Annotated in this window: 24 protein-coding genes; 10 read left to right on the forward strand and 14 right to left on the reverse strand. The window is 58.0% G+C overall.

What is annotated here, in order from left to right; translation table 11 throughout:
- The first annotated feature begins 2 nt into the window (after nt 1-2).
- Nucleotides 3-773 carry a CAF17-like 4Fe-4S cluster assembly/insertion protein YgfZ gene (ygfZ, locus tag ACEN2J_RS11755; RefSeq protein WP_442106044.1) on the forward strand — a complete coding sequence of 257 codons (771 nt, stop codon included), beginning with the start codon at nt 3-5 and terminating at the stop codon, nt 771-773.
- Between the two features lie 16 nt (nt 774-789).
- On the opposite strand, the gene efp is transcribed toward ygfZ, so the two are convergent.
- Entirely contained in the window at nt 790-1353 is a 564-nt protein-coding gene (gene efp / locus ACEN2J_RS11760; RefSeq protein WP_442106045.1) for an elongation factor P, read from the reverse strand.
- 213 nt (nt 1354-1566) lie between these two features.
- On the opposite strand from efp, the gene ACEN2J_RS11765 reads away from it, so the two are divergent.
- A complete protein-coding gene (locus tag ACEN2J_RS11765; protein ID WP_050523679.1) occupies nt 1567-1887 on the forward strand; it encodes a DUF6280 family protein in 321 nt (106 codons plus the stop codon).
- A gap of 97 nt (nt 1888-1984) precedes the next feature.
- On the opposite strand, the gene ACEN2J_RS11770 is transcribed toward ACEN2J_RS11765, so the two are convergent.
- From ACEN2J_RS11770 to ACEN2J_RS11780, 3 genes are all read right to left on the reverse strand, one after another.
- A complete protein-coding gene (locus ACEN2J_RS11770; RefSeq protein ID WP_442106047.1) occupies nt 1985-2863 on the reverse strand; it encodes a hypothetical protein in 879 nt (292 codons plus the stop codon).
- 271 nt (nt 2864-3134) lie between these two features.
- Nucleotides 3135-4496, reverse strand: coding sequence for a TolC family outer membrane protein (locus tag ACEN2J_RS11775; RefSeq protein ID WP_442106049.1), 1362 nt, complete (start codon nt 4494-4496; stop codon nt 3135-3137).
- Nucleotides 4497-4534: 38 nt separating this feature from the next.
- Nucleotides 4535-5188: a protein-L-isoaspartate O-methyltransferase family protein gene (locus tag ACEN2J_RS11780; protein ID WP_442106051.1), complete on the reverse strand. Its 654-nt coding sequence runs from the start codon at nt 5186-5188 to the stop codon at nt 4535-4537.
- Nucleotides 5189-5371: 183 nt separating this feature from the next.
- Here ACEN2J_RS11780 and ACEN2J_RS11785 point away from each other — a divergent pair, with 183 nt between their 5' ends.
- Nucleotides 5372-6763, forward strand: a complete 1392-nt coding sequence (locus ACEN2J_RS11785; protein WP_442106052.1) for an NAD(P)/FAD-dependent oxidoreductase — start codon at nt 5372-5374, stop codon at nt 6761-6763.
- A gap of 69 nt (nt 6764-6832) precedes the next feature.
- Here the strand turns inward: ACEN2J_RS11785 and ACEN2J_RS11790 are convergent, their stop codons facing one another.
- The 5 genes from ACEN2J_RS11790 to ACEN2J_RS11810 form a co-directional block, all read right to left on the reverse strand.
- Nucleotides 6833-7441, reverse strand: coding sequence for a glutathione S-transferase family protein (locus tag ACEN2J_RS11790; protein WP_442106054.1), 609 nt, complete (start codon nt 7439-7441; stop codon nt 6833-6835).
- A 66-nt stretch (nt 7442-7507) separates the two neighbouring features.
- Entirely contained in the window at nt 7508-8023 is a 516-nt protein-coding gene (idi, locus tag ACEN2J_RS11795; RefSeq protein WP_442106055.1) for an isopentenyl-diphosphate Delta-isomerase, read from the reverse strand.
- On the reverse strand, nt 8014-8904 hold the full coding sequence (gene hemF / locus ACEN2J_RS11800; RefSeq protein ID WP_442106056.1) for an oxygen-dependent coproporphyrinogen oxidase: 891 nt from the start codon (nt 8902-8904) through the stop codon (nt 8014-8016). Before hemF ends, idi begins: the two co-directional genes overlap by 10 nt.
- 64 nt (nt 8905-8968) lie before the next feature.
- The gene (locus ACEN2J_RS11805) at nt 8969-11005 is read right to left on the reverse strand and encodes an oxidoreductase (protein ID WP_442106057.1); all 2037 of its coding nucleotides are present in this window, start codon (nt 11003-11005) and stop codon (nt 8969-8971) included.
- Between the two features lie 113 nt (nt 11006-11118).
- Entirely contained in the window at nt 11119-12486 is a 1368-nt protein-coding gene (locus tag ACEN2J_RS11810) for a phosphomannomutase (protein ID WP_442106059.1), read from the reverse strand.
- 449 nt (nt 12487-12935) lie between these two features.
- Between ACEN2J_RS11810 and ACEN2J_RS11815 the strand changes: the two genes are divergently transcribed.
- Nucleotides 12936-13067, forward strand: a complete 132-nt coding sequence (locus tag ACEN2J_RS11815; protein ID WP_442106060.1) for a hypothetical protein — start codon at nt 12936-12938, stop codon at nt 13065-13067.
- A 101-nt stretch (nt 13068-13168) separates the two neighbouring features.
- On the opposite strand, the gene ACEN2J_RS11820 is transcribed toward ACEN2J_RS11815, so the two are convergent.
- From ACEN2J_RS11820 to proS, 5 genes are all read right to left on the reverse strand, one after another.
- Nucleotides 13169-13819 carry a DUF3047 domain-containing protein gene (locus tag ACEN2J_RS11820; RefSeq protein ID WP_442106062.1) on the reverse strand — a complete coding sequence of 217 codons (651 nt, stop codon included), beginning with the start codon at nt 13817-13819 and terminating at the stop codon, nt 13169-13171.
- Between the two features lie 83 nt (nt 13820-13902).
- Nucleotides 13903-14583, reverse strand: coding sequence for an ABC transporter ATP-binding protein (locus ACEN2J_RS11825; RefSeq protein ID WP_442106064.1), 681 nt, complete (start codon nt 14581-14583; stop codon nt 13903-13905).
- Nucleotides 14576-15823, reverse strand: a complete 1248-nt coding sequence (locus ACEN2J_RS11830; RefSeq protein ID WP_442106097.1) for a lipoprotein-releasing ABC transporter permease subunit — start codon at nt 15821-15823, stop codon at nt 14576-14578. The genes ACEN2J_RS11825 and ACEN2J_RS11830 overlap by 8 nt, the downstream gene beginning before the upstream one ends.
- Nucleotides 15824-15951: 128 nt before the next feature.
- Entirely contained in the window at nt 15952-16587 is a 636-nt protein-coding gene (locus ACEN2J_RS11835) for a DUF2937 family protein (protein ID WP_442106065.1), read from the reverse strand.
- A gap of 163 nt (nt 16588-16750) precedes the next feature.
- Nucleotides 16751-18088: a proline--tRNA ligase gene (gene proS / locus ACEN2J_RS11840; RefSeq protein ID WP_442106066.1), complete on the reverse strand. Its 1338-nt coding sequence runs from the start codon at nt 18086-18088 to the stop codon at nt 16751-16753.
- Nucleotides 18089-18277: 189 nt separating this feature from the next.
- Between proS and ACEN2J_RS11845 the strand changes: the two genes are divergently transcribed.
- From ACEN2J_RS11845 to ACEN2J_RS11870, 6 genes are all read left to right on the forward strand, one after another.
- Nucleotides 18278-19366 carry an AI-2E family transporter gene (locus ACEN2J_RS11845; protein ID WP_442106068.1) on the forward strand — a complete coding sequence of 363 codons (1089 nt, stop codon included), beginning with the start codon at nt 18278-18280 and terminating at the stop codon, nt 19364-19366.
- Nucleotides 19363-20040 carry a chromosomal replication initiator DnaA gene (locus ACEN2J_RS11850; protein WP_442106070.1) on the forward strand — a complete coding sequence of 226 codons (678 nt, stop codon included), beginning with the start codon at nt 19363-19365 and terminating at the stop codon, nt 20038-20040. The genes ACEN2J_RS11845 and ACEN2J_RS11850 overlap by 4 nt, the downstream gene beginning before the upstream one ends.
- A gap of 55 nt (nt 20041-20095) precedes the next feature.
- Nucleotides 20096-22285, forward strand: coding sequence for an RNA degradosome polyphosphate kinase (locus tag ACEN2J_RS11855; protein ID WP_442106071.1), 2190 nt, complete (start codon nt 20096-20098; stop codon nt 22283-22285).
- Nucleotides 22286-22414: 129 nt separating this feature from the next.
- Entirely contained in the window at nt 22415-23950 is a 1536-nt protein-coding gene (locus tag ACEN2J_RS11860; RefSeq protein WP_442106099.1) for a Ppx/GppA family phosphatase, read from the forward strand.
- Nucleotides 23937-24551: a VOC family protein gene (locus tag ACEN2J_RS11865; protein ID WP_442106073.1), complete on the forward strand. Its 615-nt coding sequence runs from the start codon at nt 23937-23939 to the stop codon at nt 24549-24551. Before ACEN2J_RS11860 ends, ACEN2J_RS11865 begins: the two co-directional genes overlap by 14 nt.
- The gene (locus tag ACEN2J_RS11870) at nt 24548-25039 is read left to right on the forward strand and encodes a GNAT family N-acetyltransferase (protein WP_442106075.1); all 492 of its coding nucleotides are present in this window, start codon (nt 24548-24550) and stop codon (nt 25037-25039) included. The genes ACEN2J_RS11865 and ACEN2J_RS11870 overlap by 4 nt, the downstream gene beginning before the upstream one ends.
- The last annotated feature ends 9 nt before the right edge of the window (nt 25040-25048 follow it).

Below are 25048 nucleotides of genomic sequence, written 5' to 3' on the forward strand. Positions count from 1 at the left end.
CGATGCCCAGTGACCAAACCGATCTCCGCAGTGTTGCAGTCGTCACTGGGGCCGATGCGATTGGCTTTTTGCAAGGGCTGGTCACGAATAACGTGCAACCGCTGGCAGATGCGGCGGGGATCGTCTGGACCGCGTTTCTGTCGCCTCAAGGCAAATATCTGGCCGATTTCTTTGTGGTCAATACCGGTGCTGCGCTGCTGTTGGATATGCCCGCACTGGCCGCCGAGGATGTGCTAAAGCGGCTGTCGATGTACCGCCTGCGCGCCGATGTGCAAATCGCCATCGCCAACGACCGGCACGTCACGCGCGGCCTTGGCCCCACCCCAAGCGGCGCATTTGCCGACCCGCGCCACACAGGGCTTGGTTGGCGGCTCTACGGCCCCACAGCTGGGCCGGATGACGGTACAGATTGGAACGCCTTGCGTGTGCAGCACCTTATCCCCGCTTACGGGGCCGAGCTGACGCCGAATGACAGCTATATTCTGGAATGCGGTTTTGAGCGCCTGCATGGCGTCGATTTCCGCAAGGGCTGTTACGTGGGCCAAGAAGTGACCGCGCGGATGAAGCATAAGACCGAGCTGCGCAAAGGCATCGCCCGCGTGTCGGTTTCCGCACCCGTGGCCTTGGGGGCCGAGATTATGGCCGATGGCAAACCCGTGGGGCAAATCTTTACCCAAGCGGGCGGTGAGGCGATTGCCTACCTGCGCTTTGACCGTATTGCCGACGGGATGACCGCAGAAGGTGCCGCGGTAGGGTATTTGGGGGCAGACTAGCCCGCCCCCGAACCTTTTAGGCGCGCTCGGAATATTCCATCAATTCCGTATGCACGATGATCTCTTCATCCACGCCGATAAACGGCGGGATCATGATCCGCACGCCATTGTCCAAAATCGCAGGCTTAAAGCTGTTGGCAGCAGTTTGGCCTTTTTGGACAGGCTCAGTCTCAACGATTTTGCACTTTACCTTTTGCGGCAGGCGCATCGACAGCGCCTCATCGCCGAAATATTCGACCGTCGCCATCATCCCGTCTTGCAAGAACGGGCGGCGATCGCCCAACAAATCGGCAGGCAGTTCGATCTGCTCATAGGTTTCCGAGTCCATGAACACCAACATCCCGTCGGTTTCATAGAGGAACTGCTGATCCTTGTTTTCCAAGGTTACGCGCTCGACCTTATCTTCTGACCGAAAGCGTTCGTTCAGTTTGCGGCCGTCGCGCAGGTTTTTCAGCTCGACCTGCGCAAATGCGCCACCCTTGCCGGGCTTTACGATATTGACCTTAACAGCCGCCCAAAGGCCACCGTCATGCTCCAGAATAAAGCTAGGCTTGATTTCATTTCCGTTGATCTTTGGCATTATGACAAAACCTTGTCGAAAAGTTGAAGAATTCCTTATCAACCCTATATATATCCCTGTTAGCGCCTACAAGCTTACAAGATACAGTGCTAGATCCGGCAAGCTATGCAGTGCAAGCATGGCAGGTATGCCGAATGAGGGATGCCGAATCGCGCAAAAATGGTCATATTGCGCGAACGTCGGAAAACACAAGACCAAGAATAGGACGGCCAGATGCTAGACTTCGTTGATGGAACTGCTTTCAACTTTGAACAAGGCCAGCGCGCACGCAAACTTTTTGCGGCAGTCGTGCTAGCAGCTTTGGACGATGCGATCGCGGATGACAAGAAATATGGCAACGGCCCAGATCAAATCGCCCGCTGGGCACGTTCGCGCGATGGCCGCGAAGTGTTGTCTTGCTCGGGGATTGACCCGAATGAGCGCGTTGTCAAAGGCTTGATGGAATTCGTTTCCAAAGGCATTCGGACATCTGTTGCGCTGTCGCGCGAAGAGTCCGAGCGTCGCAATGCGGCCGAGCAAGCAGAAGCTGCTTAATATTTGCCCATTGATTAAAAAAACGCGCCCGAGTTTGGGCGCGTTTTTTTATGCGTGATTTTAGCTATTCCTGTTATACAGGGCCCCAAGCAGGCCCTTAATCAAGGCTTTTCGCCGTCATGGCACGGTTAATCTCGGCCCGAACCAGCTTGCGTATATTGCGCGTGATACGCTCGCCCAAGGGGCCGCTTAGCTCTTGGTTGATCAGATCGCGGACCAAATCACGCAGAACGGCCTCATCAAAACGCAGCTCAGGCTCGCTGTCTTCTGACGTTTCAGTCACCGTTTCGGGTGCAACCATTGCGTCCAAAGCCAAAACCTCGGCCACAGCCGCAGCCTCTGCCCTGTCACCAATCGCTTTGGCGGCGTATTGCGTGAGGGCGTCAGCCTTGGCCACCTCCTCCTCATCGCGCCAATCGGGAGCCTGCCACGCGTCCGCAAGACTGTCGCCGGTCTCAGGCTCCCAATCTTCATCGGCGTCCGATACCCCTGCCGCGATTTCATTAACAACGCGGGTTACATCAGACGTGGCTTGTGCGGATGTTGGCGCCCAACCGGGAAACGGTTCCGCCTCTTCATTATTTTCGGGCAGCCAGTCTTCCTCATGGGCTTGCGCCGCTTCTGGAGGCAATTCTGCGCCTGAGTCTGCAAAAGACGGCTCTTCGGTAACGTCAGTTCTGCTCTGCGCGGGGTGTACTTGGATCACCTGCCCAGACATGCCAAAGCCATCGTTCTCGACAAACTCATAGGGCGCCTCTGGTGCATCTTGGCTTTCGGGCATATCCGCTACTTGATCCGAGACCACGCGCAGGGCCGGCGTTAACAATAGTTTGCCTTTGCCGCCCGCGACACCGCCCTGAACAACCGGATGTGCAGATGCCGCTTGCGGCGCAACAGGGCGCAGATCCTCGGAGACAAGCTTGCGAATCGAAGCCAGAACGTCCTCAATATCAACTGTGCTCATCGGTTCTGACATACTACCCACCCCATCGCCTGACATGCGGCCCCAAAAGACCAGACGCAAAATACTTACAAACCCTTGCAGATCTCTGCCAAAGTTTAGCCCCTTGGCTTGGCCATGACAAGGAATTGGGCGCGTTCCAGTTAACGATTTCCAATTTTACCAAGGATTATCACCGTTTGCGAGACAGTTTTAGCGCCGACGGCCCAGCCTGCCCCCAAAATGCACAAAGCCGCGCCTTTTTTCAAGGGGCGCGGCTTTGGTCAACTGCACTGCGGTATGGGGCTTAGTTTCCGCCGATAGCCTTTAGAACACGGTCCAACCGTTTGCCCTGCGAAGAGGTTGCAGGCGCCGATTTGACAGCATTGTAATACGCCTCGGGATCATAGGTCGCGATGCCCAGCTTTAGGTGATCGACCGTCAAAAGCCCCATCTGCGCCAGCAATGTATAGACCCCAATCGAATAGCTGGCCTGTGCCGAAAGCCGCGCGGTGCGGGCCGACAGCAACTCTTGCTCGGCGTTCAGCACATCCAACGTGGTCCGAGAGCCCAGCTTGGCCTCTTCCTTGACGCCGTCATAGGCGGTTTGGGCCGAACGGATCTGGCGATCAGTGGCCGCAATACCGGCTTGTGAGACCTGAATGTTAGACCAAGCTGCCCCCACCGATTGCAAAACGGTTGCAACGGTCTGGTTCAGGCTTGCTCGCGATTGATCACGCGATGCCAGCGCTTGCCGGTAGAACGACGAACTCCGGCCGCCATTGTAAATCGTCTGGCTCAGCGTGATCGAGGTGCTGAAACTATCGCTGGTTTTCTTGCTGGAATTCGTCGCCGTTACGCCCCCTGACAGAGATGGGCCCATATTCGCCTTGGCCAGTGCAATGCTCAATTCCGCAGCCGCAACCTGATGCTGCAACTGATGAATGCTGGGATGGGTTTTGCGCGCCACAGCCTGCGCCTCGGCCAAGCCCTTTGCCGTATAAGGCATCTTAGGCAGCGGCTTTAAGCTGCTGGGATAATGACCAATTTTCAGTTTATAAGTTTCACGCGCGACGGCATAATCGCCTTGGGCGCTGGCCAGTTCTGATTGCGATGCAGCAAGCTGGGCATCGGCAATGGCCACGTCAGTGCGCGTAATTTCACCCACCTCAAAACGGTCTTTGGCGGCTTGCAATTCTTGTCCGATCAACCGCACATTGGCCTGACGCAACAACACAGCATCCTGCTGCTGCTGCAAAGTAACATAGGCCGAAACGGCATCCAGCAAAACCTGCTGTTCATAGCTGATCAGCGACGAACGCGTTGCCAAAACGGTTTCTTTTTGCACAGCGATTGACGCTGCATTGCGCCCGAAATCATAGAGAGTCATTTCGGCAACCAAGGATACGCTGCCGTATAGACCTTCGTACGAGCTCGTATGCGAATAGGTGCCGTTGCTTTGAAAGCTAAGAACGGGCCGCAACAGCGCAACAGCCTGTGCAACGCCCTCATCCGCCGATCGCAAAACCGCACGGTTCTGTTCTAACAGGTTTGAATTCTGGTAGGCGGCCGTCAATGCATCAGCAAGGCTTTCAGCAGATGCCCATTGCGGCAATGCCATCAAGGCACTTATCACCCCTGCACGAACGACTTTTCCAAGTGAGACCATGTTCTTATTCCTGCTCGCTTTTGCGAATTATTGAGACCTCAAAGCGCGAATGCTTTGGGTTTGGTGAACCCCTGCAACACTGGCGCCGATGCGTTAAAAGCGTAGCGCCACGTCAGCCCCTGCCCGGCCTTATGGCCGATACGGGCAACCCCAAGGCTGCCTTCCATGAAAATCGCAGCAATACGACCGCCATCTTTCAATTGTTCAACCAGACCGACTGGCACGTCTTCAACAGCGCCCTGCACGATGATCACATCGAACGGCCCGTGTTTTGCAGCACCCACAGCCAAATGCCCGGCAATCACAGCCGCATTATCAACGCCATGCTCTGACAGGCGGCGTTGCGCATCAGCGGCCAGCGCTTCATCCTCTTCCACTGCGACGACAACATCGGCAAGGCGGGCAATCACTGCAGTCGAATAGCCGTAACCGCAGCCCAAATCGAGAACCGCCTCATCCGGCTGCACATCAACCGAGTCAAGCAGTTTGGCAAAGCTGCGTGGTTCCAACATCACGCGGCCCGGCGCAATTTCAAGGTTGCCACCAACATAGGCGGCCTCAAGCTGATCGTTGGGCACATAGGCCTCACGCGGGACGGCAAGCATCGATTCGATGATCGGAAACTTGGTCACATCCGAAGGGCGAACCTGCGTATCGACCATCATGGTCCGACGGGCGGCAAAATTGGTCATATCTGAACCCAGTGGTTTAGTTGCAATTAAAAATGTGATGCCACAAATCAAGGCCGTGGGCAACATGCTGTGCGCAGGCTGCACCGGCTTTTAACATATAACAAGCTGTATGTTATCAAGCATCGCCGACTGGTGCATTACAAAGCTTGCCCCAAGACGCACGCCGCGGCATTCTGTTGCAATATGACACAGAAGCCCCCACAGATATGGCCAATTACAACAGGTGAAACCTCTTTTTGGCATCGCCAAATCGGGGCACAGCCGCCGCGCGCGCCAATTGTCGCACCTGTCCATACCGATGTCTGCATCATTGGCGCAGGGTTTACCGGCCTTTGGGCGGCCTATTATCTGGCTCGCGCCGCGCCTGCCTTGAAAATTACGGTGATAGAGGCCAAGCATGTGGGCTTTGGTGCCTCTGGTCGTAATGGCGGGTGGATGACGGGCGGTTTTGCCTGGGCGCATGATCGCTATCTCGCGACCTCCGATGCCGAAAGCCTGCGGGCGATGGTACGCGCCATGACGGGCACGGTGGATGAGATCATCTCAGTGACAAAATCCGCGGGTATCGACGCCAATATCCGCCGCACGGACGAGTTGCTGGTCGCCACAAACCCCGCCCAACTGTTGCGGCTTGGCGCCGAACACCAAATCCGCAGCCATTGGGGCGAAGATGTCCAGATGATCGGCGCGGCGGCACTGGCTGCCCGCATCCGCATCCCCTCGGCCCAAGGCGCAATGGTCGTGCCGCATGTCGCACGCATCCAGCCTGCCAAACTGGTGCAAGGGCTGGCGCGGCTGGTGGAATCCTTGGGCGTACAGATTTATCAAAACACCCCCGCCACAGCCCTGCATCCTGGCCGCGTTGAAACATCCCACGGCCCTGTTTTCGCACGCACAATCCTGCGCGCTACCGAGGCCTTTACCAGCCGGCTTGCAGGCCATCAGCGCGATATCCTACCGCTGAACTCGGCCCAAATCATCACCGCCCCTTTGCCTGATCAGGTTTGGGATAAGATCGGCTGGCAAGGCTATGAAATACTAGGGGATTTTGCCAACGCCTATTGCTATTGCCAGCGCACCGATGACGGGCGCATCGCCGTAGGCGGCCGCGGTATTCCCTACCGCTATAACAACCGGCTCGATGATAACGGCACCCCTGATGATGAGACAATCCGCCGCCTGATAACCATCTTGCACTCCCATTTTCCCGCCGCAGCCCATGCGCCGATTGACCACGCGTGGTGCGGCACCCTTGGCGTGCCGCGCGACTGGTGCGCAAGGGTCGATTTTGACGCCAAAACCCGTATCGGTTCGGCGGGCGGCTATGTCGGCGTTGGCGTCTCTACGTCCAACCTTGCAGGCCGCACCTTGGCCGATCTGGCGTTGGACAGAACCACCGCGCTTACCCGTTTGCCATGGGTCAACCGCCCCCTGCGCAAATGGGAGCCTGAACCCCTCCGCTGGCTGGGTCTGCGCGGCATGTACAAACTGCTAAACGCCGCCGACCGCGCCGAGACAAAAGGCGCGAACCCTTCGGCCCTCGCCACGCTCGGCGCATGGATCAAAAACAGCTGATCCGGTTTCATCTTGGCACAAATACCTAAAACCGGACGCTGGCCCCAAAACCGAACGGCAGCTAGCCTTCTACAGCCACCCCGCGTCGCGCATTTTACGAACCGCAGGACGCGCTTCCATCGCAGCCATAAAGGCATACAGCTTGGGAAAGCCCGCTACATCCACGCCGTCGCCCGCCAACCACGTTGTCGCCACAAATAAATATGCATCGGCCAATGATATCTGGTCGCCCAAAACGAACGGCCCCTGCATCACCTCAACCTCTAGATACCCGCAGGCCGCCCGCATCGTTTCGGGCACTTTGGCGCGCATATCGGCAAAACTGGCCTCGTCATTCGCCCAACGATGCCCGCGCAGCTTATGCGCATGGTTAACATGAAAGGTTGAGGCAATGTAATACATCGCTTCACGCATTTTGGCGGCCTGAAAGGCGTTATCCGGCACCAACGCAGGCGCCAAACTGCCAATGTATTCCAAAATAGCGCCCGTTTCGGTCAGCGTACCTTGATCTAAAATCAAACTTGGCACGCGGCCTTTGGGGTTAATCGCCAGATATGCGGGCTGCGCTTGCGCCCCTGCGGCAAAATCAAGCACCACCGGCGTATAGGCCAGCCCAGCCTCTTCTAACGCAATTGCCACCGCGATTGAAATCGTGCCTTTGGCCAAATACAGCTTCATTTTTGTACCTCTATTTTTCGGCACCAGCCTAACCACGCCCGCGCCAAAGCCAAGCGCAAAACGCCGTCACGCGCCCAAAATCTGGGTCCGATGCTCGGTCAGGTAAATGCGCAGCCACGGGGTAAATGCCTCGGGCGTCTGCACAATCTCATGCAGCAACGCGTCAACGGAAACCCAGCGCACCGCTTGCACCTCGTCCGGGTTCAGGCTCATCGCCAACTCCGCGCCCGCCTCGGCGACAAAAACTGCCACAACCTCATCCTCGGTCAGGCCATTGCCCACATTGGCGCGGTAGCGCACTTCGCCAACGGCACGCAAGCTAAGCCCCTCAATGCCCAGCTCATCCCCCAGCCTGCGATAGGCGCAAATGGTGTCGGCCTCATCCCAATGCGGGTGGGTGCAGCAGGTATTGGCCCATAGGTTCGGGGTATGATATTTGTCCGAGGCACGTTGCTGGATCAGCAACTTGTCACCTGCCAGTACAAACACCGATACCGCCTTATGGCGCAGGCCCCGCTGATGCACGGCCAGCTTTTCCATCGGCTGCAAAACGCCATCAACCCATGCAGGAATTAGATCCATTTGGCCATCGGCGGCAGGCTCATCAACACGGCATTTGCATCATGCCCCGTGGCAAGGCCAAACTTGGTGCCACGGTCATACACAAGGTTATATTCGGCATAAAGCCCGCGATGGATAAGCTGGGTTTCCTTATCAGATTCCGACCAAAGCGTATCACGCCGCGCATCGACCAGCGGCACATAGGCAGGCAAGAACGCGCGGCCAATATCTTGGGTCAGCGCAAAATCAGCGGCCCAATCGCCGGTGTTGCGGTCATCCATGAAAATGCCGCCCACGCCCCGCGCACGGTTGCGGTGTGGAATATAAAAGTATTCATCTGCCCAAGCCTTTAACTTGGGGTACAGATCATCGCCATGTGGGGCGAGGTGTTTGGCCTGTGTGGCGTGGAAATGGGCGGTATCCTCGGCATATTCAATGCAGGGGTTCAAATCGGAGCCACCGCCAAACCACCACGCATGCGGGGTCCAAAACATCCGTGTGTTCATGTGAACGGCGGGAGCATGGGGGTTTTGCATATGGGCCACAAGGCTGATGCCAGAGGCCCAAAAGCGCGGGTCGCTTTCCATGCCCGGCACACCGCGCGCGGCCATCGCCTTTTGCGCGGCAGGGCCAAGATCGCCGTAAACGGTGGAAATATTCACCCCCACCTTTTCAAACACCCGCCCGCCACGCATGACAGACATCAAGCCGCCGCCAGCGTCTGATCCATCCTCGGCACTGCGCTGGGTTGGTGTTACTTCAAACCGCCCTGCGGGCAGGTTGGCGTTAGGGCCCGCGGTTTGGCGATCCTCCAAGCTCTCAAAACTTGCAACAATCTCATCGCGCAGGGTGCGAAACCACGCGGCTGCCGTTGCGCGTTCTTGGTCCAAAGCTTGGGTCATCATCGCCTCCAATCCGGTTTGCGGCCCCTTTAGCACTTGGGCGCGAGGCCGCCAAGGCCGCAGCTTAAATCGTGCGCATCAGCCGCAGCGCATCATAAATCGCGGCATGGGTATTGCGCGAGGCCACAGCGTCGCCAATCCGGTAGAGCACAAACGCCCCATCGGGGTTGGGGGCAATGGTTTGTGGCTGGCGGGCAATCAGCGCCTCATAGTCAACTTGGCCAAGGTTTTTGGATTGCGGGCGCAGCGCGAAATATAGATCATCCAGCGGCACGGTGCCATTGTTGACGATCACTTGATCGACCCGCCGTTCGCGCGTCATATCACCGTAATCAGAGCCGACAACCGCCACCAATTGGTTACCGTCACGCCGCACCGATAGCACGCGCCATGTGACAGTAAAAACCGCATCAGCCCGTTGCAGTGTGCGCATATAGGGCACCAAATTCATCGCCATCACCTCGGGCGAAAAGCTGCGATCGCGTGTCATGATCTCAACTTTACCACCTGCCTCGACAACCTTATCGGCGGCTTGCAACCCTGCCGCATCGCCTGCCTCATCATAGATAAGGACGTTTGCGCCGGGGCGCACATCCCCCGACAAAATATCCCATGTTGAGGTGGTAAGATCGTTTCCGCTGTCCAAGATCGCGGTTTCGGGCAGGCCGCCCGTGGCGATAATCACCACATCGGCAGCTTCATCCAATATCACAGCTTCGTCCGCCAAGCTGTTGTATTTTATGGAAACACCCAACTTCTCACATTGCGCCAAGCGCCAATCTATAATCCCGATCATTTCTCGGCGCCGTGGGGTTTGGGCGGTCAGGCGAATTTGGCCGCCAGCATGGGCTGCGGCCTCATGCACCACCACGCTATGCCCGCGCAGGGCGGCCACGCGTGCGGCCTCCAGCCCCGCTGGCCCTGCGCCGATGATCAACACCTTTTTGCGCACATCCGCCCGCCCAATCTCATGCGGTTGCTCCACCTCTCGGCCGGTTGACGGGTTGTGGATGCAATAGGCGTGGCCACCTTGGTAAATTCGGTCAAGGCAGTAATTCGCGCCGACACAGGGGCGAATATCATCCTCGCGCCCTTCGATGATTTTGCGCACCAAATGCGGGTCGGTCATATGGGCGCGGGTCATGCCGACCATATCCAGCTTGCCACTGGCGATGGCATGGCGGGCGGTTGCAACATCGGGGATGCGGCTGGCGTGGAACGTGGGCAGCCCCACCTCGGCGCGGATACGGCCTGCAAAATCCAGATGCGGCGCGGATTTCATGCCTTGTATCGGGATCACATCTGTCATCGCAGGGTCGGTGTGGATTTGGCCACGAATGACGTTCAGAAAGTCAACATTGCCGCTGTCGCGAAACAGCTTGCCAATCGCCACGCCTTCCTCGGCATCTATGCCACCTTTGGCTACTTCATCCGCCGTATAGCGCATACCGATCAGGAATTTCTCCCCCACACGTGCGCGGATTGCGGCCACCACATCCAGCGCAAACCGCGCGCGGTTTTCCAAGCTGCCGCCGTAGGGGCCGTCCAGGTCATTGGTTAAGGGCGACATGAATTGGTCCATCAAATGGCCGTAGCATTCCAGTTCCACCCCATCCAAACCCGCCGCAGACATGCGTTCCGCGCCATCGGCGTAGTCTTGGATAATACGGGCAATATCCCAATCCTCGACCTTCTTGGGATAGGCCCGATGCGCCGGTTCGCGGGCATGCGAGGTGGAAACCGATGGCAGCCAATCGCCTTTGTCCCAGCGCGTGCGGCGGCCCAAATGGGTAAGCTGGATCATCACCGCCGCCCCGTGATCATGGCATTCATCGGCCATCTGCTTCATCCAGCCGACGACCTCATCCTTCCAGACTAAGATATTGTTAAACACCGGCGGGCTATCGCGCGAGACTGACCCCGACCCCGCCGTCATCGTCAGTGCCACACCCGCGCGGGCGCGTTCTACGTGATAGGCACGGTAGCGTTCTTTGGGCATCCCATCATCAGGATAGGCGGGTTCATGGCTGGTGATCATGATCCTGTTGCGCAGGGTCAGATGCTTTAACTGGTAGGGCTGCAAAAGCGGGTCGCTGGACATGGGGCACCTCGTGATGTGTCACCTAAGGTTAGCGCCCAATTCGGCAATGCCAATCTGCAAATGCGACAGTTCAAGGTCTGACCAAGCCAAGGGGCAAAATCCTCAATGCGCAGTCAGCCTGTTGCCTCGATCACCGCGCGCAGCCGTTCAACGCATGATGCAACCAGTGCCGCATCGCCCCGCGCCTCGACCGTCAATCGCAGCAAAGGTTCGGTGCTGGAGGGGCGCAGACGGAACCGCCAATCGCCCATATCAAGCGACAAACCGTCGGTATCATCACGCGCCACCGCCTGCGCCTCAAACGCCGCAAGCACCCGCGCCATAGCAGCCTTGGCATCGCCGACGTCATAGTTCGTCTCATCCGAGGATGGAAATGCCGCCATGCGTTCATTCACCAAATCGGCCAAGGACATGCCCCGCCGCGACATCAGCTCGACAATCAGCAGCCAAGGGATCATGCCGCTGTCACAACAGGCAAAATCGCGGAAATAGTGACGCGCCGACAGATCCCCACCGTAAACCGCGCCCGTCTCGTACAGGGCCTGCTTTAGACAGGTCTTGTGCGCCATCACAGGGGTGCCGCCAAGACGGTCCACAATCTCCTGCGTGTTCCACATGCTGCGCGCGTCAAGCACGATCTTGGCCCCTGCTTCCTTGGCCATAAACACCTCGGCCAGCAGGCCCACGACATAGTCACCCGGCACAACACGGCCCAGATGATCAAAGAAGAAACAGCGGTCAAAATCGCCATCAAAGGCGATGCCCAAATCGGCCCCCGCCGCCAGCACGGCATTGGCTGTCATCGGCTGGCTTTCGGGCAGCACAGGATCGGGGGGGCCACTGTCAAAGCTGCCGTCAGGCTCATGGTTCAAGCAAATAAACGACAAGGGCGCGCGGCGTTTAGACAAGGCCTCGGCAATCGCGTCAAAAGTAGGGCCTACGGCACCGTTTCCGGCGTTCACCAAAATCGTCATCGGGCGCAGGACAGGCAGGTCAATCAACGCCAGCACGGCCCGCACATAAGCCCCGCGCGCGGCCTTGGCGGGGCGAATATTGCCGCCCGGCTTATCTGGCGCGAAATATCCGCTTTCGGCCAGTGCCTGAACTTTGACCATATCGATCGCAGGATCCAACGGCACCGCACCGGCCTTGACCATCGTTAACCCATTGTAATTCATAGGGTTGTCCGAGGCGGTCACCTCTACCCCGCCGTCGGCCCCAAAATAATCGGTCGCGTGATACATTTCTTCGGTGCCGCACAGGCCAAGGTCCAAAACCTCTACACCTGCCTCAAGCAGCCCTGCCTTTACCGCACCGACCAACGCCCGTGACGAGGCGCGCGCATCATGGCCCACCACCACCCGTTCGGCGCGCAGTACCTCGGCAAAGGCGCGGGCAATGCGTTGTGTGATGCCTTGGTTCAACTCTTCGCCAAGGCGGCCGCGCGCGTCATCGGCTTTAAAACAAGTCAGCGCTGCCATCATTTCCCCGTGCGGTTTTGGTGCAATAAACCTGCCCCTATCGTTACCACAACCCTAACAAAGCCCAAACCCCAAGGCCAGACTTTGCCCGTTTCACGGCCAGTTTTGCCCCCTATTTCGCGCAACGCTTGCACCAGTGTTTCGCCCTGAAATGAAGTAAGGGGAAATCTTGGTCTTAGGTGCCGATTGCGCATCAATCGGGGGTCACCGCTGCGCATTGGCGAATCGGTCGGCTCATATATGTATTGGCGAAAGACAGCTGCACTGCCCCCTTGCGCTCTTGCACCCTCAAGCCTATCTTTTCAATACAGGCTCCGGCACCGCGATTTGTTCCGCCCCTGATGCCCAACGGGATCATCGGCCTGACACAGTGTCCGGCCCCATGACACCCAGCGCAGCGACCCGCACGGCATAGGCCAAAGCGGTAACCTGACACTAGGGAATGCATCATGTCCAAAGAGAAAAACAAAGGCAATAAAGAGACCAAAAAGCCGAAGAAGGAAGTGCCAAAAGTGCTGGCCACAGCCAATTCAAATGCTGGCAAAGACAGTACCACAATCGCGGGCAAAAAGATCAAATAACGCAAGACCGCACCTGGCACGCAGGTCGGGGTTCACCCCGACTCTGCCACAGCTATGTGCCGGGTTTGATGCAGTGCAAACACCCCATCTGTTTAAACGCGTCAGTTTAGCGACAGGCCCGAAATTGAGGCGCGGATAGCGGATTTTGTGTCATCCGAGTCGGCCGATACTGCCAGCCCAACCAATGCCCCTGCAGCGCCACCAAATACGCGCTTGTAATCGGCAGCCAAGTTAACTGCTTCCGAAAACTGGCCCGTGCCCGCCGCCCGCAGCAAAATGGTCTTGCCACGATTGCCAAGGTAGGGGCTGGCAAGCACCTTGCCGCGCCCCTTATTATCGCCCCAAACATAGACTAACACCCGCGCAGAATCAGCTGTCAGCAGCTTGCGAATATTGGCATTGTCCCCCAGCGCTTTGGCCTCGGCCTCGGGCAAAAACACGAAATAAAGCGAGGCGTTGCGATCATCGCCGCCCTTTTTCGCCAAATCGGTTGCAGGCACGGACTGGCTGACGCCCCAAGACCATTTTGCCGATGTAGCCCCCCAAAGCGGCTGCTTTACGCGCGCATAGGCCAGCGAAACTGAGCCATCCGACGCGATAGACAGCGTGTTTCCTTGAAACCCGTATTTATTGGATGAAAACAACGAAAACCGCTGCGTTGACCATGATTTGTCAAACGGTACGGCTTCGGCAAAAGCGGCTGGCGCAAGCGTAGCGGCGATTAGCCCGGCGAGAAGGATAGAACGTGTCATGGGACCTCATGTTGTCAGGGTTTCCCTTGACTAGCAGCTTTGGCCTGTAACAGGGCACACATGTGCTTGAGCCGCGCGTGAGGTTACAGCACCACCTGCCCTGCCTCTAGCCGGACGATCCGGTCCATCCGCGCGGCTAGCTCCATATTATGCGTGGCGATCAGCGCCGAAAGGCCGGTGGTCCGCACCAACCCCATCAACGCGCCAAACACTTGGTCCGAGGTGGCAGGGTCAAGGTTGCCTGTCGGCTCATCCGCCAACAGCAGGCGCGGGCCATTGGCAAGCGCGCGGCAAAAGGCCACCCGCTGTTGCTCGCCCCCCGACAGGGCTGCGGGGCGATGCTCGGCGCGGTGGCCAACGCCGACTTGATCCAACAGCGCGCGCGCGTGGGCCTCGGCTTTGGCCTTGGGCACCCCATTGGCAAGCTGCGGCAAGACGATGTTTTCCAGCGCCGTAAACTCGGGCAGCAGGTGGTGGAACTGATAAATAAAGCCGATATCACGCCGGCGCGCTTCGGTGCGCGCCCGATCCGGCAACCCCGCCAAATTGGTGCCATCAAGCTGCATTTGCCCACTGTCGGCTGTATCCAAAAGCCCCGCAATTTGCAGCAAGGTCGATTTGCCCGCACCCGACGGGGCCACAAGCGCCACCACCTCGCCCCGTGCCACGCTCAGGGAGGCCCCGCGCAGCACTTGCACCTCGGCAGGTTTGCCTTTGTTATAAGCCTTGGTGATCGCGTTCAGCGACAGCATCACATCACTCATAGCGCAAGGCCTCTACCGGGTTCATCCGAGCGGCACGGCGCGCGGGAAAGATGGTCACAACGAACGACAGCCCCAGCGACAACGACACCGCCGACATCACATCATGCCATTGCAGTTTGGCGGGCAGCGCATAGATGCCGCGAATGGACGGATCCCAAACCCCGCCGCCTGCGACATAGTTCACAAAGCTGAAGATAGGGTCGATATAGATCGCAAACAGACACCCCAGTGCCACGCCTGCAAAGGTGCCAATGATGCCAGTAAACGCGCCGCAGATGAAAAATATCCGTAAGATCGACCCTTCGGTCAGGCCCATCGTGCGCAAAATACCAATATCGCGGCCTTTGTTTTTCACCAGCATAATCAGGCCCGAAACAATATTCATCGCCGCAATCAGCACCAAAATCGACAGGATGATGAACATCACATTGTCTTCGATATCCAAGGCCCGCAAAAAGCTGCCCGAGCTATCGCGCCATGTCCAGATATTGGCGTATTGCCCCGCAGCGGTCATCAAATCCAGCGCGATATTATCCACCTGTTCAGGCTTGGTGACCATCACCTCGATCTCATCCGCCAATCCTTCGCGGTTGAAATAATCCTGCGCTGCGGCCAGCGGCATATAAACCCGTGTGCGATCAATATCATAGCGGCCAGCGGTGAACACATAGACCACCTCAAAGGCCGAAACCCGCGGGCTGGTGCCAAAGGCGGTTTTCACACCGTTGGGCGAAATCAGTCGGATCCTGTCCCCCACCGTCACGCCCAATTCGCGCGCAATGCCCGACCCGATGGCGATACCTTCATCATAGCGCGACAGGTCGCCGTAAGCATCAGCCCCCTCGCCCACACGCGGTATCGCGCGCACGTCATCGCCGCGCATGCCGTAGACTTCGACGCCCGAGCTGCGCGTGCCTGCCGTCGCCATCACTTGGCCCCGCACCATAGGCGCTGCACGGGTGACGGTTGGCACCTCGGCCACTTTTTTGGCCACCGCATCATACTCTTCAAACCCGCTGATCGTGCGGCCGTCGGCGGCCTGATGCTGGGCGGCGTAGATGGTCACATGGGCGTTCGCGCCAAGAATCGTGTCCACAAATTCCGCCCGAAAGCCCGCCCGAACAGACAGCGTGGCAATCAAGGCAAACACAGCCAAAGTGATGCCGATCAGGCTGATCCACGTCATAACCGACACGCCACCCTCGGCCCGTTTTGCCCGCAAATATCGCCACGCGATCATCCATTCAAAGGGCGCGAAGGGGGGGGTGTTCACGGGGCAGGCTCCTTGGGGTCAACATGCTATTATCTGTCGCGTAGATGCGCGCGGAACCTGCGGGAAATGCGGGGGCAGGTCAAGGCACGGCTGCGTTATTGGGCGGAACGGCGCAGCACGGGCTGTTTGCGTGGCGCATTGGGCGCGCGCGGCACGGGTGGCTTTGGTGGCGTGGGTTGTTTTGGCGGTGCAGGTTGGCCGCGCATCACCGGCTCTTTGCGCTGTGCTGCCGCTTTGCGTGATGCGCAACGACGCCGGAACGGCCAGAGCAGCAGCGACAAAATTATCCGAACCGCGCCCCCCGCCACAACAAAACCGGCCCCTGCGGCCACCGCACCCGCCACCGAGAGCGGCAGCGCAGGGCGGAAATCGGCCCATGTGGCGTTGAACGTGGCAGGGTCGGCCAGACGCTGCGGCATAGTGATGCGTTCAATCGGGGTGGCAAGGCGCAGCAAGGCAAGGTCGCCGGAAAGCCGCTCAAACCGCGCAAAAGCGGTTTGCATATCACCCTTGCGCGCGGCCAAAAACGCGGTGCCTTGCAACTGGCCCAACGCGGCATCGCGGGTTAGGCCGTTGTCGGTGGCGCTGCGGTCAAAATCACCCACGATTGCCGCAAGTGCGTCAACCTGCCCGCCCAAGCGCTGGATATATTGCTGCGAAAACTCGGGGTATTGCGACAGCGTTGCCGCCCCCGCCAAGCCGCCCACCAGCGTCAATGCTTTGCCAATCATTTGTCTCGCCTCTGCTTGCCGGATTATGTCATGGCGACTTACAGAGTCGCCCTGCCCCCAGCTTTGGCCTGCAAAATCGACTATAACGGGTGCAGTGTCAAAGACGAAATCGGCGCGCCCGAAGGATCAGGCGCGCCGTAATGTGCATATATACGTGATCGCCCTAGTGACCTGCGTAGATCTCGATAATCCGCGCCACGGCATCATCAGCGGTCATCTCAACGCTTTCGCCTGTGCGGCGGCTGGTCAATTCGACCACGCCATTCTTCAACCCACGCGGGCCAACAGTAATGCGCCACGGCAGGCCGATCAGGTCCATCGTCGCAAATTTTGCGCCCGCGCGGTCGTTGCGGTCATCATAGAGCGGGTCGAGGCCAGCCTTTTGCAACGCTTTATAAATACCTTCACAGGCCGCATCGGTATCATCGTCGCCTTGCTTCAGGTTCACAATCCCGCAATGGAACGGGGTCACGCCTTCGGGCCAGATGATGCCTTTGTCGTCATGGCTTGCCTCAATAATCGCCCCCAGCAGGCGCGACACGCCGATACCATGGCTGCCCATTTGTACAGGCACTTTGCTGCCGTCCGGCGTGACAACAGTGGCGCCCATCGCCTCGGAATACTTGGTGCCGAAAAAGAAGATTTGGCCAACTTCGATACCGCGCGCGCATTTGCGGCGCTCTTCGGGGATGGCGTTAAAGGCGGCCTCGTCATGGGTTTCATCTGTGCGGGCGTAGAGCGAGGTGAATTCCTCCATCACGGCCTTGCACTGGGCTTTGTCGTCATAGTCGATATCGCGCGCACCAAGGCTGATATCCGTCACCGCGCTGTCATAGAACACCTCGGATTCGCCGGTTTCCGCCAGTACGAGGAACTCATGCGTATCTTCGCCACCAATCGGGCCGGAATCAGCACGCATCGGAATGGCTTGCAGGCCCATACGTTCATAGGTGCGCAGGTAGCTGACCAAATGGCGGTTATAGGCGTGCAAAGCATCCTCGACCGTCAGGTCAAAGTTATAGCCGTCTTTCATCAGGAATTCACGGCCACGCATCACGCCGAAACGTGGGCGCATCTCATCGCGGAATTTCCACTGGATGTGGTACAGCGTCAACGGCAGGTCTTTGTAGCTGTTTACATGGCTGCGGAAAATATCGGTGATCATTTCCTCATTGGTCGGACCGTAGAGCATATCACGGCCTTGGCGGTCTTTGATCCGCAGCATTTCCTGACCGTAATCATCATACCGACCGGATTCGCGCCACAGATCAGCAGGCTGCAAGGTTGGCATCAACAAAGGGATATGCCCTGCGCGAGCCTGTTCCTCATGCACGATTTGCTCAATCCGCTTTAGAACCTTATAGCCCAGAGGCAACCAGGAATAAATGCCGGCAGCTTGCTGTTTAATCATACCAGCGCGCAGCATATAGCGGTGGCTGACAATCTGCGCCTCGGCAGGATTTTCTTTCAGAACAGGCAGGAAGTAACGTGTCATCCGCATGGGGGCACCTTTTGGGCAAAGAAGGGTTGCGCGAGGTTTAGGCAAAACCACGCAAGCAAGCAAGGGCGTCGCGATTTTTCGTCGAAAAATCAGAATTTTCATTGAGAATTCGCGGGCGCGGTAAAATCGGGGGCCTTGAAATGCCATGGCTGATAGGCAATGTGTCTTAGGCAAACCAAAGGAGCGCTCATGGCATTGTCGGCAAAACAACAACTTACCTACTGGGGCATCGCGACCAGCTTGTTTTTGTTGGCGCTTTGGTTCTTGGGTCAAGTTTTGGCCCCCTTCTTGGTGGGGGGTGCCATCGCGTATTTCCTTGACCCGGTTGCAGACAGATTGGAACGCTTGGGCCTAAGCCGGGTTGCGGCAACGACCGTCATTTCGCTCTCGGCGCTGTTGATCGCCGTTCTATTGGTTCTTGCCGTTATACCATCGCTTGCCTCACAGACGGCTGCCTTGGTTGAAGCGATACCTACAATTTTCCGCAAACTTCAGGTCTTTTTGACCGATCAATTCCCCGGCCTTTTGGATGAAAACAGCGTTATCCGCCGCACCATTTTGTCGATCGGCGACAACTTGAAAGACTGGGGCACCGAAGTTGCCAAAACAGTCTTTTCCAGCGCGCTTTCTGTGCTGAATGCGCTGCTATTTTTGGTTGTTGTGCCCGTCGTTGCATTTTATCTGCTGCTGGATTGGGACAATATGGTTGCCAAGATAGACGTGCTTATACCGCGTGACCATGTCGCTGTGATCCGCGATCTAGCAGGCCGAATTGACCGCGTTCTGGCTGCCTTTGTGCGCGGGCAAATTAGCGTTTGTATTGTGCTTGGTGCGTTTTATTCCGCGACACTGATGTTGGCGGGCCTTGATTTCGGGCTGTTGGTTGGCGCGATTGCGGGCACAATTACCTTCATTCCTTATGTTGGTGCGCTGGTTGGCGGCGCTTTGGCCATTGGCCTTGCACTCTTTCAATTCTGGGGCGATTGGGTTTCAATCGGCGTTATTGCAGGCATTTTTGCCATCGGACAGTTTCTTGAGGGCAATGTGATTACGCCGCGCCTTGTTGGTAATTCGGTAGGTTTGCACCCTGTATGGCTGCTGTTTGCGCTGTCGGCCTTTGGCTCGACCTTTGGCTTTGTCGGTATGCTGGTCGCGGTGCCTGTCACGGCTGCGTTAGGCGTGCTGACGCGTTGGGCGATTGAGCAGTATCACCAAAGCCTGCTGTACAGCGGCACCGAACAGAATTGCGACCCATCCGGCCAGAAAGACAGCCTGTGACCCGCCAGCTTATATTTGATCTACCGCACCGCACCGCATTGGGCCGCGAGGATTTTTACATCTCGGCCACCAATGCGCAGGCCTTGGCGGCACTGGATGCGTGGCGCGATTGGCCCGGCGGCAAAATGGTTCTGGTTGGCCCGCCTGCGGCTGGCAAAACCCATCTTGCGCATGTTTGGGCTAGCGCCTCTGGCAACAGCGCCACGCTGCACCCAGCGTCAAAGCTGGCCAGCGCCGATATTGCAGCCCTTGGTGCCCAGCCCGCCGTTGTTATCGAGGATTGCGAAACGCTGCCCTTGCACCCCGGTGCGCAAGAGGCGCTATTTCACCTGCACAACATGCTTGCCGCTAAAGGGGCCGCCTTATTGATGACCGCTGCCTCTGCGCCGCGCGATTGGGGCCTGACCCTTGCCGACCTGAAAAGCCGTGTGCAAGCCGCCTCGGTAACACGGCTAGAGGCCCCGGATGATGCGCTATTATCGGCCGTGCTGATCAAGCTATTTTCAGACCGTCAGATCACGGTTTCGCCCGCGCTTATCGCCTACCTGCTGCCCCGAATGGAGCGCAGCTTTGCCGCGGCCCGCGCGCTCGTGGCAAAGCTGGACGGCGAGGCTCTGGCCCGTGGCACCGGCGTTTCACGCGCTTTGGCGGCAAGCATGCTGGACAATTCGTGATCACCGCGCAAAACTGTCACATGGCAGTTACATTCCTCCTACATAAGCCGATCCTATGACACAGGCAGATTTCCTTTCCTCACCCTTCCCCGCAGCTTTAACGCTGCCCGACCTTGAAACCAAAGGGCCGCACCGGTTTTTCAACCGCGAACTTAGCTGGCTTGCCTTTAACTGGCGCGTTTTGGATGAGGCTTCTAACCCTGCCGTGCCTCTGCTGGAACGGCTGCGGTTTTTGTCCATCTCGGCCACCAATCTGGACGAGTTTTATACCGTCCGCGTCGCGGGCCTTCGGGCACTGAAGCGCAGCGGCAAAGGCACGATTTCGATGGATGGCCGCAGCGCCGCTGACCAACTCACGCTGATAAACGACAATGCCCGCAAACTGCTGCAGGCCCAACAAGCCGTCTTTAACAAGCTGAAAAAAGATATGGATGCCCAAGGCATCTCCATCGTCACCCGTTCCAAGCTGACCACGCGCGACCTTAAGCACCTTGCCGATTATTTTGTGCATAAGGTTTTCCCGATTCTGTCGCCCCTAGCGATTGATCCGGCACACCCGTTTCCTTTTATCCCCAATACCGGCTTTTGCCTCGCACTTGAGCTGGAACGCGCCAGCGACAAGCGGCCATTGCTGGCCCTGCTGCCAATTCCGCAACAGGTTACCCGTTTTGTGCCATTGCCTGCCAAAGACGGCGAAAACCGGTTTTTGGTGCTAGAGGATCTGCTGCTCTTGCATCTTAACATGTTGTTCCCAGGCTATACGGATCGCGGCCACTGCACCTTTCGGGTGCTGCGCGACAGCGATCTAGAGGTCGAGGATGAGGCCGAAGATCTGGTGCGCGAATTTGAAACCGCGCTGAAACGGCGGCGGCGCGGCGAGGTGATCCGCCTGAAAATAAGCGCCGGTGCGCCTGTGGACCTGCGCGCCATGATTATGCAAGAACTGCACGTCACCAACGAAGATATGGTCGAAGTGCGCGGCTTGCTCGGGGTTGCCGATCTGAAAGAACTGGTGCTCGACAGCCGCAAAGATTTGCAATGGCCCAAATTCACCCCCCGCATCCCTGAACGGGTGCAGGATTTTGAAGGCGATATGTTCGCGGCCATCCGGCAAAAAGACATGCTGCTGCACCACCCCTATGAAACCTTTGATATGGTTGTGCGGTTCTTGGAACAGGCCGCGCGCGATCCCAATGTTTTGGCGATCAAACAGACACTGTACCGCACCAGCCATGACAGCCCGATTGTCAGCGCCCTGTGCGAAGCGGCCGAGGCCGGTAAATCCGTCACCGCATTGGTGGAACTGAAAGCCCGCTTTGACGAGGCCGCCAATATCCGCCAGTCGCGGCGGTTGGAACGTGCGGGCGCGCATGTGGTTTACGGCTTTATGACGCTGAAAACCCATGCGAAAATCAGTACCGTTGTGCGGCGTGAAGGCGACCAATTGGTCACCTATACCCATTACGGCACGGGCAACTATCACCCCATCACAGCACGCATTTACACCGATCTTTCGTTCTTTACCTGCGATGCCGCCTTGGGCCGCGATGCGACCAAAGTGTTCAACTACCTGTCGGGCTATGTCCAACCCGAAGGGCTTGAAAACCTTGCCATCGCGCCATCGACCCTGAAGCCCCGCCTGTTGGAATTGATTGCCGCCGAGGCCGACCATGCCCGTGCAGGCCGCCCTGCCGAGATTTGGGTAAAGGTCAATTCCTTGGTCGAGGTCGATATTATCGACGCGCTGTATGCCGCATCAAATGCCGGTGTCAAAATCAGCCTTATCGTGCGCGGCATCTGTGCCTTGCGCCCAGGTATCACGGGCCTGTCTGAAAATATCCGCGTTAAATCGGTGGTGGGCCGGTTCTTGGAACATTCGCGCATCGTCTGTTTTGGCAATGGCTACGGCTTGCCGTCCAAAAAGGCACGGGTATTTTTCTCGTCAGCCGATTGGATGGGCCGCAACCTGACCCGCCGCGTTGAAACGCTGGTCGAGGCCAATAACCCCACGGTCAAAGCGCAAATCGTTAGCCAGATCATGGCCGCCAATATGGCGGATGAAGCGCAAAGCTGGGTTTTGGGGCCACAAGGCGACTATCTGCGCAACCTGTCGGCCAAAGACGGGCAATTGTTCAGTTGTCACAAGTTTTTCATGGAAAACCCATCGCTTTCGGGTCGTGGCTCTGCGGGTGCAAAAGATGTGCCTAAACTGGCGCATAGCCGTGATGATACCACTGCGCAATGAGTGCTGCCAATTTAGCATCCTCTCCGTTGACCTTTGCGCTGCAACGCGACAAAGTCGCTCAAAAGCCGAGCAGTGAGCCCCGCCATGACCAAGTCCACACCCAAGCAGTCCAAATCCAACATAACCGCAATGGATGACGCTAGCCACTTTGGCCGCTCTCTTCTCGATGATCCATCGGCGCGTGCGCTCAGCCGGGTTGGTGTGGTTGATGTCGGCTCTAACTCGGTGCGGATGGTGGTATTTGACGGCGCCGCGCGATCGCCCGCCTATTTTTACAATGAAAAGCTGATGGCGGGCTTGGGCAAAGGGCTGGCCGAAACCGGACTTCTGAACCCCGAGGGCAAAGAACGCGCGCTGATTGCCCTGAAACGATTTGCGGTTTTGGCCGATGGCATGGGTATTTCCCCGCTGACCTGCGTGGCAACGGCTGCGGTGCGCGATGCCGCGGATGGCCCCGAATTTGCCGCACAAGTGTTGGAAAAAACCGGCTTGAAACTATGGGTGATCGACGGCGAAGAAGAGGCGCGGCTGTCTGCGCAAGGTGTGCTGTTGGGCTGGCCCGAGGCCAAGGGTATTGTTTGCGATATCGGCGGCAACTCGATGGAACTGGCCCGCATCGGCGATGGCAAAGTGGGCAAACGCGCTACCTCACCTTTGGGGCCGTTTCGGTTGCAACAGGTTGAAGGCGGCGTTGAAAAGCGCAAAGCCCTGATCGACCGCGTTTTGAAAAAGCTGAAAACCAAAATCGAACCCGACGGCGACCGTATCTACCTTGTCGGTGGCTCGTGGCGGGTGATTGCGCGCATGGATATGGAACGGCGCAATTATCCGCTGACCGTGCTGCATGAATACCGGATGACGCCCGAATCTGTGCTGGATACGCTGGATTGGATCGCCGCTAACGACCCGGCCATTTTGCGCGCACGCACCGGAACGGGGGCCGAGCGTATGGCCTTGGTGCCGCTGGCTTGTGAGGTGCTGCGCGAGTTGATCCGCATTTTCAAACCCAAGGAAATCGATGTCTCGTCCTATGGCATCCGCGAAGGCCTGCTGTATGAGCAGATGCACGAAAAGCTACGGTCGCGCGACCCGCTTATCGAGGCGGCCCGCGCGACCGAGATCACATCGGCCCGCCTGCCCGGCTTTGGCAAAAAGCTGTACACCTTCCTGCTGCCCTTGTTCAAAACCGCGACGGATGAGGAAACCCGCCTTATCAAGGCCGCGTGCCTGTTGCATGATACCACTTGGCGCGCGCACCCCGATTACAGGGCCGAGGTTTGCTTTGACAACGCCACCCGCGCCAACCTTGGCGGGCTGGACCATCCGGGCCGCGTGTTCCTAGGCCTTGCCTTGCTGCACCGCTATAAAAACAGCCGTACCGGGTCGCGCTTGGAACCCCTGTTCCGCTTGCTGACAGATGAGCAGATCCAAAAGGCCGAAGTTTTAGGCAAAGCCATGCGGTTTGGTGCGATGTTTTCCGCCATTGGGCCAGAAAGTGCCGGCGCGTTGCGCTGGGTGCCGCGCAAACGGGTGTTGGAACTGACACTGACACCCTTGGGCAAAGACCTGTTTGGCGAGGTCACACAAGCGCGCTTTAAATCACTTGCCGCTGCGATGCGCGCGACCCCTGTGGTGATTGAAGGCCCTGCAAATGCTGAGGTTTGATCACCTCGCCGTATCCGCCAACAGCTTGGCGGAAGGCGTGGATGTGGTGGAACAGGCGCTGGGGGTAACCCTTGCACCCGGCGGCGTTCATGCGCTGATGTCGACGCATAACCGCTTGCTGGCCTTGGGTGATTTGTATCTTGAGGTGATCGCGATCGACCCCGCCGCCCCCACACCACCGCACCCGCGCTGGTTTGATCTTGACCATTTCAGCGGCCGCCCGCGCCTGACCAACTGGATTGTCGCCTGCGATGATCTGGATGCCGCGTTGGCCGCCCTGCCCCAAGGCGTTGGCCTGCCGGTTGACCTTGAACGCGGTGATCTGCGCTGGCGGATGGCGGTGCCAGTCGATGGTATTTTACCCTTTGGCAATGCCCATCCGGCGCTGATCCAATGGCAAGGGGCTGCACATCCGGCGCAACGCTTGCCCAATGTGGGTGTGCGGCTGGAGTTGTTAGAAATCGCAACACCTGATGCCGATGCGCTGATTGCCGCACTTGCAGGGCAGTTCACCGATCCGCGCGTGAAAATCACCAAAGGCACAGAAAAATCGATGCGGGCGCAGTTCACCACCCCACACGGCACCCGCGTATTAGAATGACCATCCGACCCGCGCAACCCGCCGATATTCCAGCGATTTTGGCGATATGGAACCCCATTATCCGCGATACCGCTGTCACGTTTAACACCGTTGAAAAGACCGCCGCCGATTTGCAGCACATGATCGCGGACAAAGCCGCCACCGGCCATGGCTTTTTTGTGGCCGAGCTGCAGGACGGGCTTGCAGGTTTTGCCAGCTATGGCCAGTTTCGCGCAGGGCCAGGATATGCCCATACGATGGAACACACCATCGTTATGGGGCCGAATGCGCAGGGCCTTGGGCTTGGCCGCGCCTTGATGACAGCGATTGAGGATCATGCCCGTCACGCCGGAGCGCATTCCATCTTTGCCGGTGTCAGCGCAGAAAACCCCGATGGCCGCGCCTTTCATGCCGCGATGGACTATACCGAGGTGGCAACCCTGCGCAGTGTCGGCTATAAGTTTGGCCGCTGGATGGATTTGCATTTGATGCAAAAAATCTTGACCTGACAGCGCCGC

This window comes from Pseudorhodobacter sp. W20_MBD10_FR17 (assembly GCF_052119765.1).
Classification (GTDB): domain Bacteria; phylum Pseudomonadota; class Alphaproteobacteria; order Rhodobacterales; family Rhodobacteraceae; genus Pseudorhodobacter.

Excerpts from the sequence above, each read along its gene's own strand:
- ygfZ (WP_442106044.1), top strand. The coding sequence starts at position 3 with ATGCCCAGTGACCAAACCGATCTCCGCAGTGTTGCAGTCGTCACTGGG.
- efp (WP_442106045.1), bottom strand. The coding sequence starts at position 1,353 with ATGCCAAAGATCAACGGAAATGAAATCAAGCCTAGCTTTATTCTGGAG.
- ACEN2J_RS11765 (WP_050523679.1), top strand. The coding sequence starts at position 1,567 with ATGCTAGACTTCGTTGATGGAACTGCTTTCAACTTTGAACAAGGCCAG.
- ACEN2J_RS11770 (WP_442106047.1), bottom strand. The coding sequence starts at position 2,863 with ATGTCAGAACCGATGAGCACAGTTGATATTGAGGACGTTCTGGCTTCG.
- ACEN2J_RS11775 (WP_442106049.1), bottom strand. The coding sequence starts at position 4,496 with ATGGTCTCACTTGGAAAAGTCGTTCGTGCAGGGGTGATAAGTGCCTTG.
- ACEN2J_RS11780 (WP_442106051.1), bottom strand. The coding sequence starts at position 5,188 with ATGACCAATTTTGCCGCCCGTCGGACCATGATGGTCGATACGCAGGTT.
- ACEN2J_RS11785 (WP_442106052.1), top strand. The coding sequence starts at position 5,372 with ATGACACAGAAGCCCCCACAGATATGGCCAATTACAACAGGTGAAACC.
- ACEN2J_RS11790 (WP_442106054.1), bottom strand. The coding sequence starts at position 7,441 with ATGAAGCTGTATTTGGCCAAAGGCACGATTTCAATCGCGGTGGCAATT.
- idi (WP_442106055.1), bottom strand. The coding sequence starts at position 8,023 with ATGGATCTAATTCCTGCATGGGTTGATGGCGTTTTGCAGCCGATGGAA.
- hemF (WP_442106056.1), bottom strand. The coding sequence starts at position 8,904 with ATGACCCAAGCTTTGGACCAAGAACGCGCAACGGCAGCCGCGTGGTTT.
- ACEN2J_RS11805 (WP_442106057.1), bottom strand. The coding sequence starts at position 11,005 with ATGTCCAGCGACCCGCTTTTGCAGCCCTACCAGTTAAAGCATCTGACC.
- ACEN2J_RS11810 (WP_442106059.1), bottom strand. The coding sequence starts at position 12,486 with ATGGCAGCGCTGACTTGTTTTAAAGCCGATGACGCGCGCGGCCGCCTT.
- ACEN2J_RS11815 (WP_442106060.1), top strand. The coding sequence starts at position 12,936 with ATGTCCAAAGAGAAAAACAAAGGCAATAAAGAGACCAAAAAGCCGAAG.
- ACEN2J_RS11820 (WP_442106062.1), bottom strand. The coding sequence starts at position 13,819 with ATGACACGTTCTATCCTTCTCGCCGGGCTAATCGCCGCTACGCTTGCG.
- ACEN2J_RS11825 (WP_442106064.1), bottom strand. The coding sequence starts at position 14,583 with ATGAGTGATGTGATGCTGTCGCTGAACGCGATCACCAAGGCTTATAAC.
- ACEN2J_RS11830 (WP_442106097.1), bottom strand. The coding sequence starts at position 15,823 with ATGATCGCGTGGCGATATTTGCGGGCAAAACGGGCCGAGGGTGGCGTG.
- ACEN2J_RS11835 (WP_442106065.1), bottom strand. The coding sequence starts at position 16,587 with ATGATTGGCAAAGCATTGACGCTGGTGGGCGGCTTGGCGGGGGCGGCA.
- proS (WP_442106066.1), bottom strand. The coding sequence starts at position 18,088 with ATGCGGATGACACGTTACTTCCTGCCTGTTCTGAAAGAAAATCCTGCC.
- ACEN2J_RS11845 (WP_442106068.1), top strand. The coding sequence starts at position 18,278 with ATGGCATTGTCGGCAAAACAACAACTTACCTACTGGGGCATCGCGACC.
- ACEN2J_RS11855 (WP_442106071.1), top strand. The coding sequence starts at position 20,096 with ATGACACAGGCAGATTTCCTTTCCTCACCCTTCCCCGCAGCTTTAACG.
- ACEN2J_RS11860 (WP_442106099.1), top strand. The coding sequence starts at position 22,415 with ATGGATGACGCTAGCCACTTTGGCCGCTCTCTTCTCGATGATCCATCG.
- ACEN2J_RS11865 (WP_442106073.1), top strand. The coding sequence starts at position 23,937 with ATGCTGAGGTTTGATCACCTCGCCGTATCCGCCAACAGCTTGGCGGAA.
- ACEN2J_RS11870 (WP_442106075.1), top strand. The coding sequence starts at position 24,548 with ATGACCATCCGACCCGCGCAACCCGCCGATATTCCAGCGATTTTGGCG.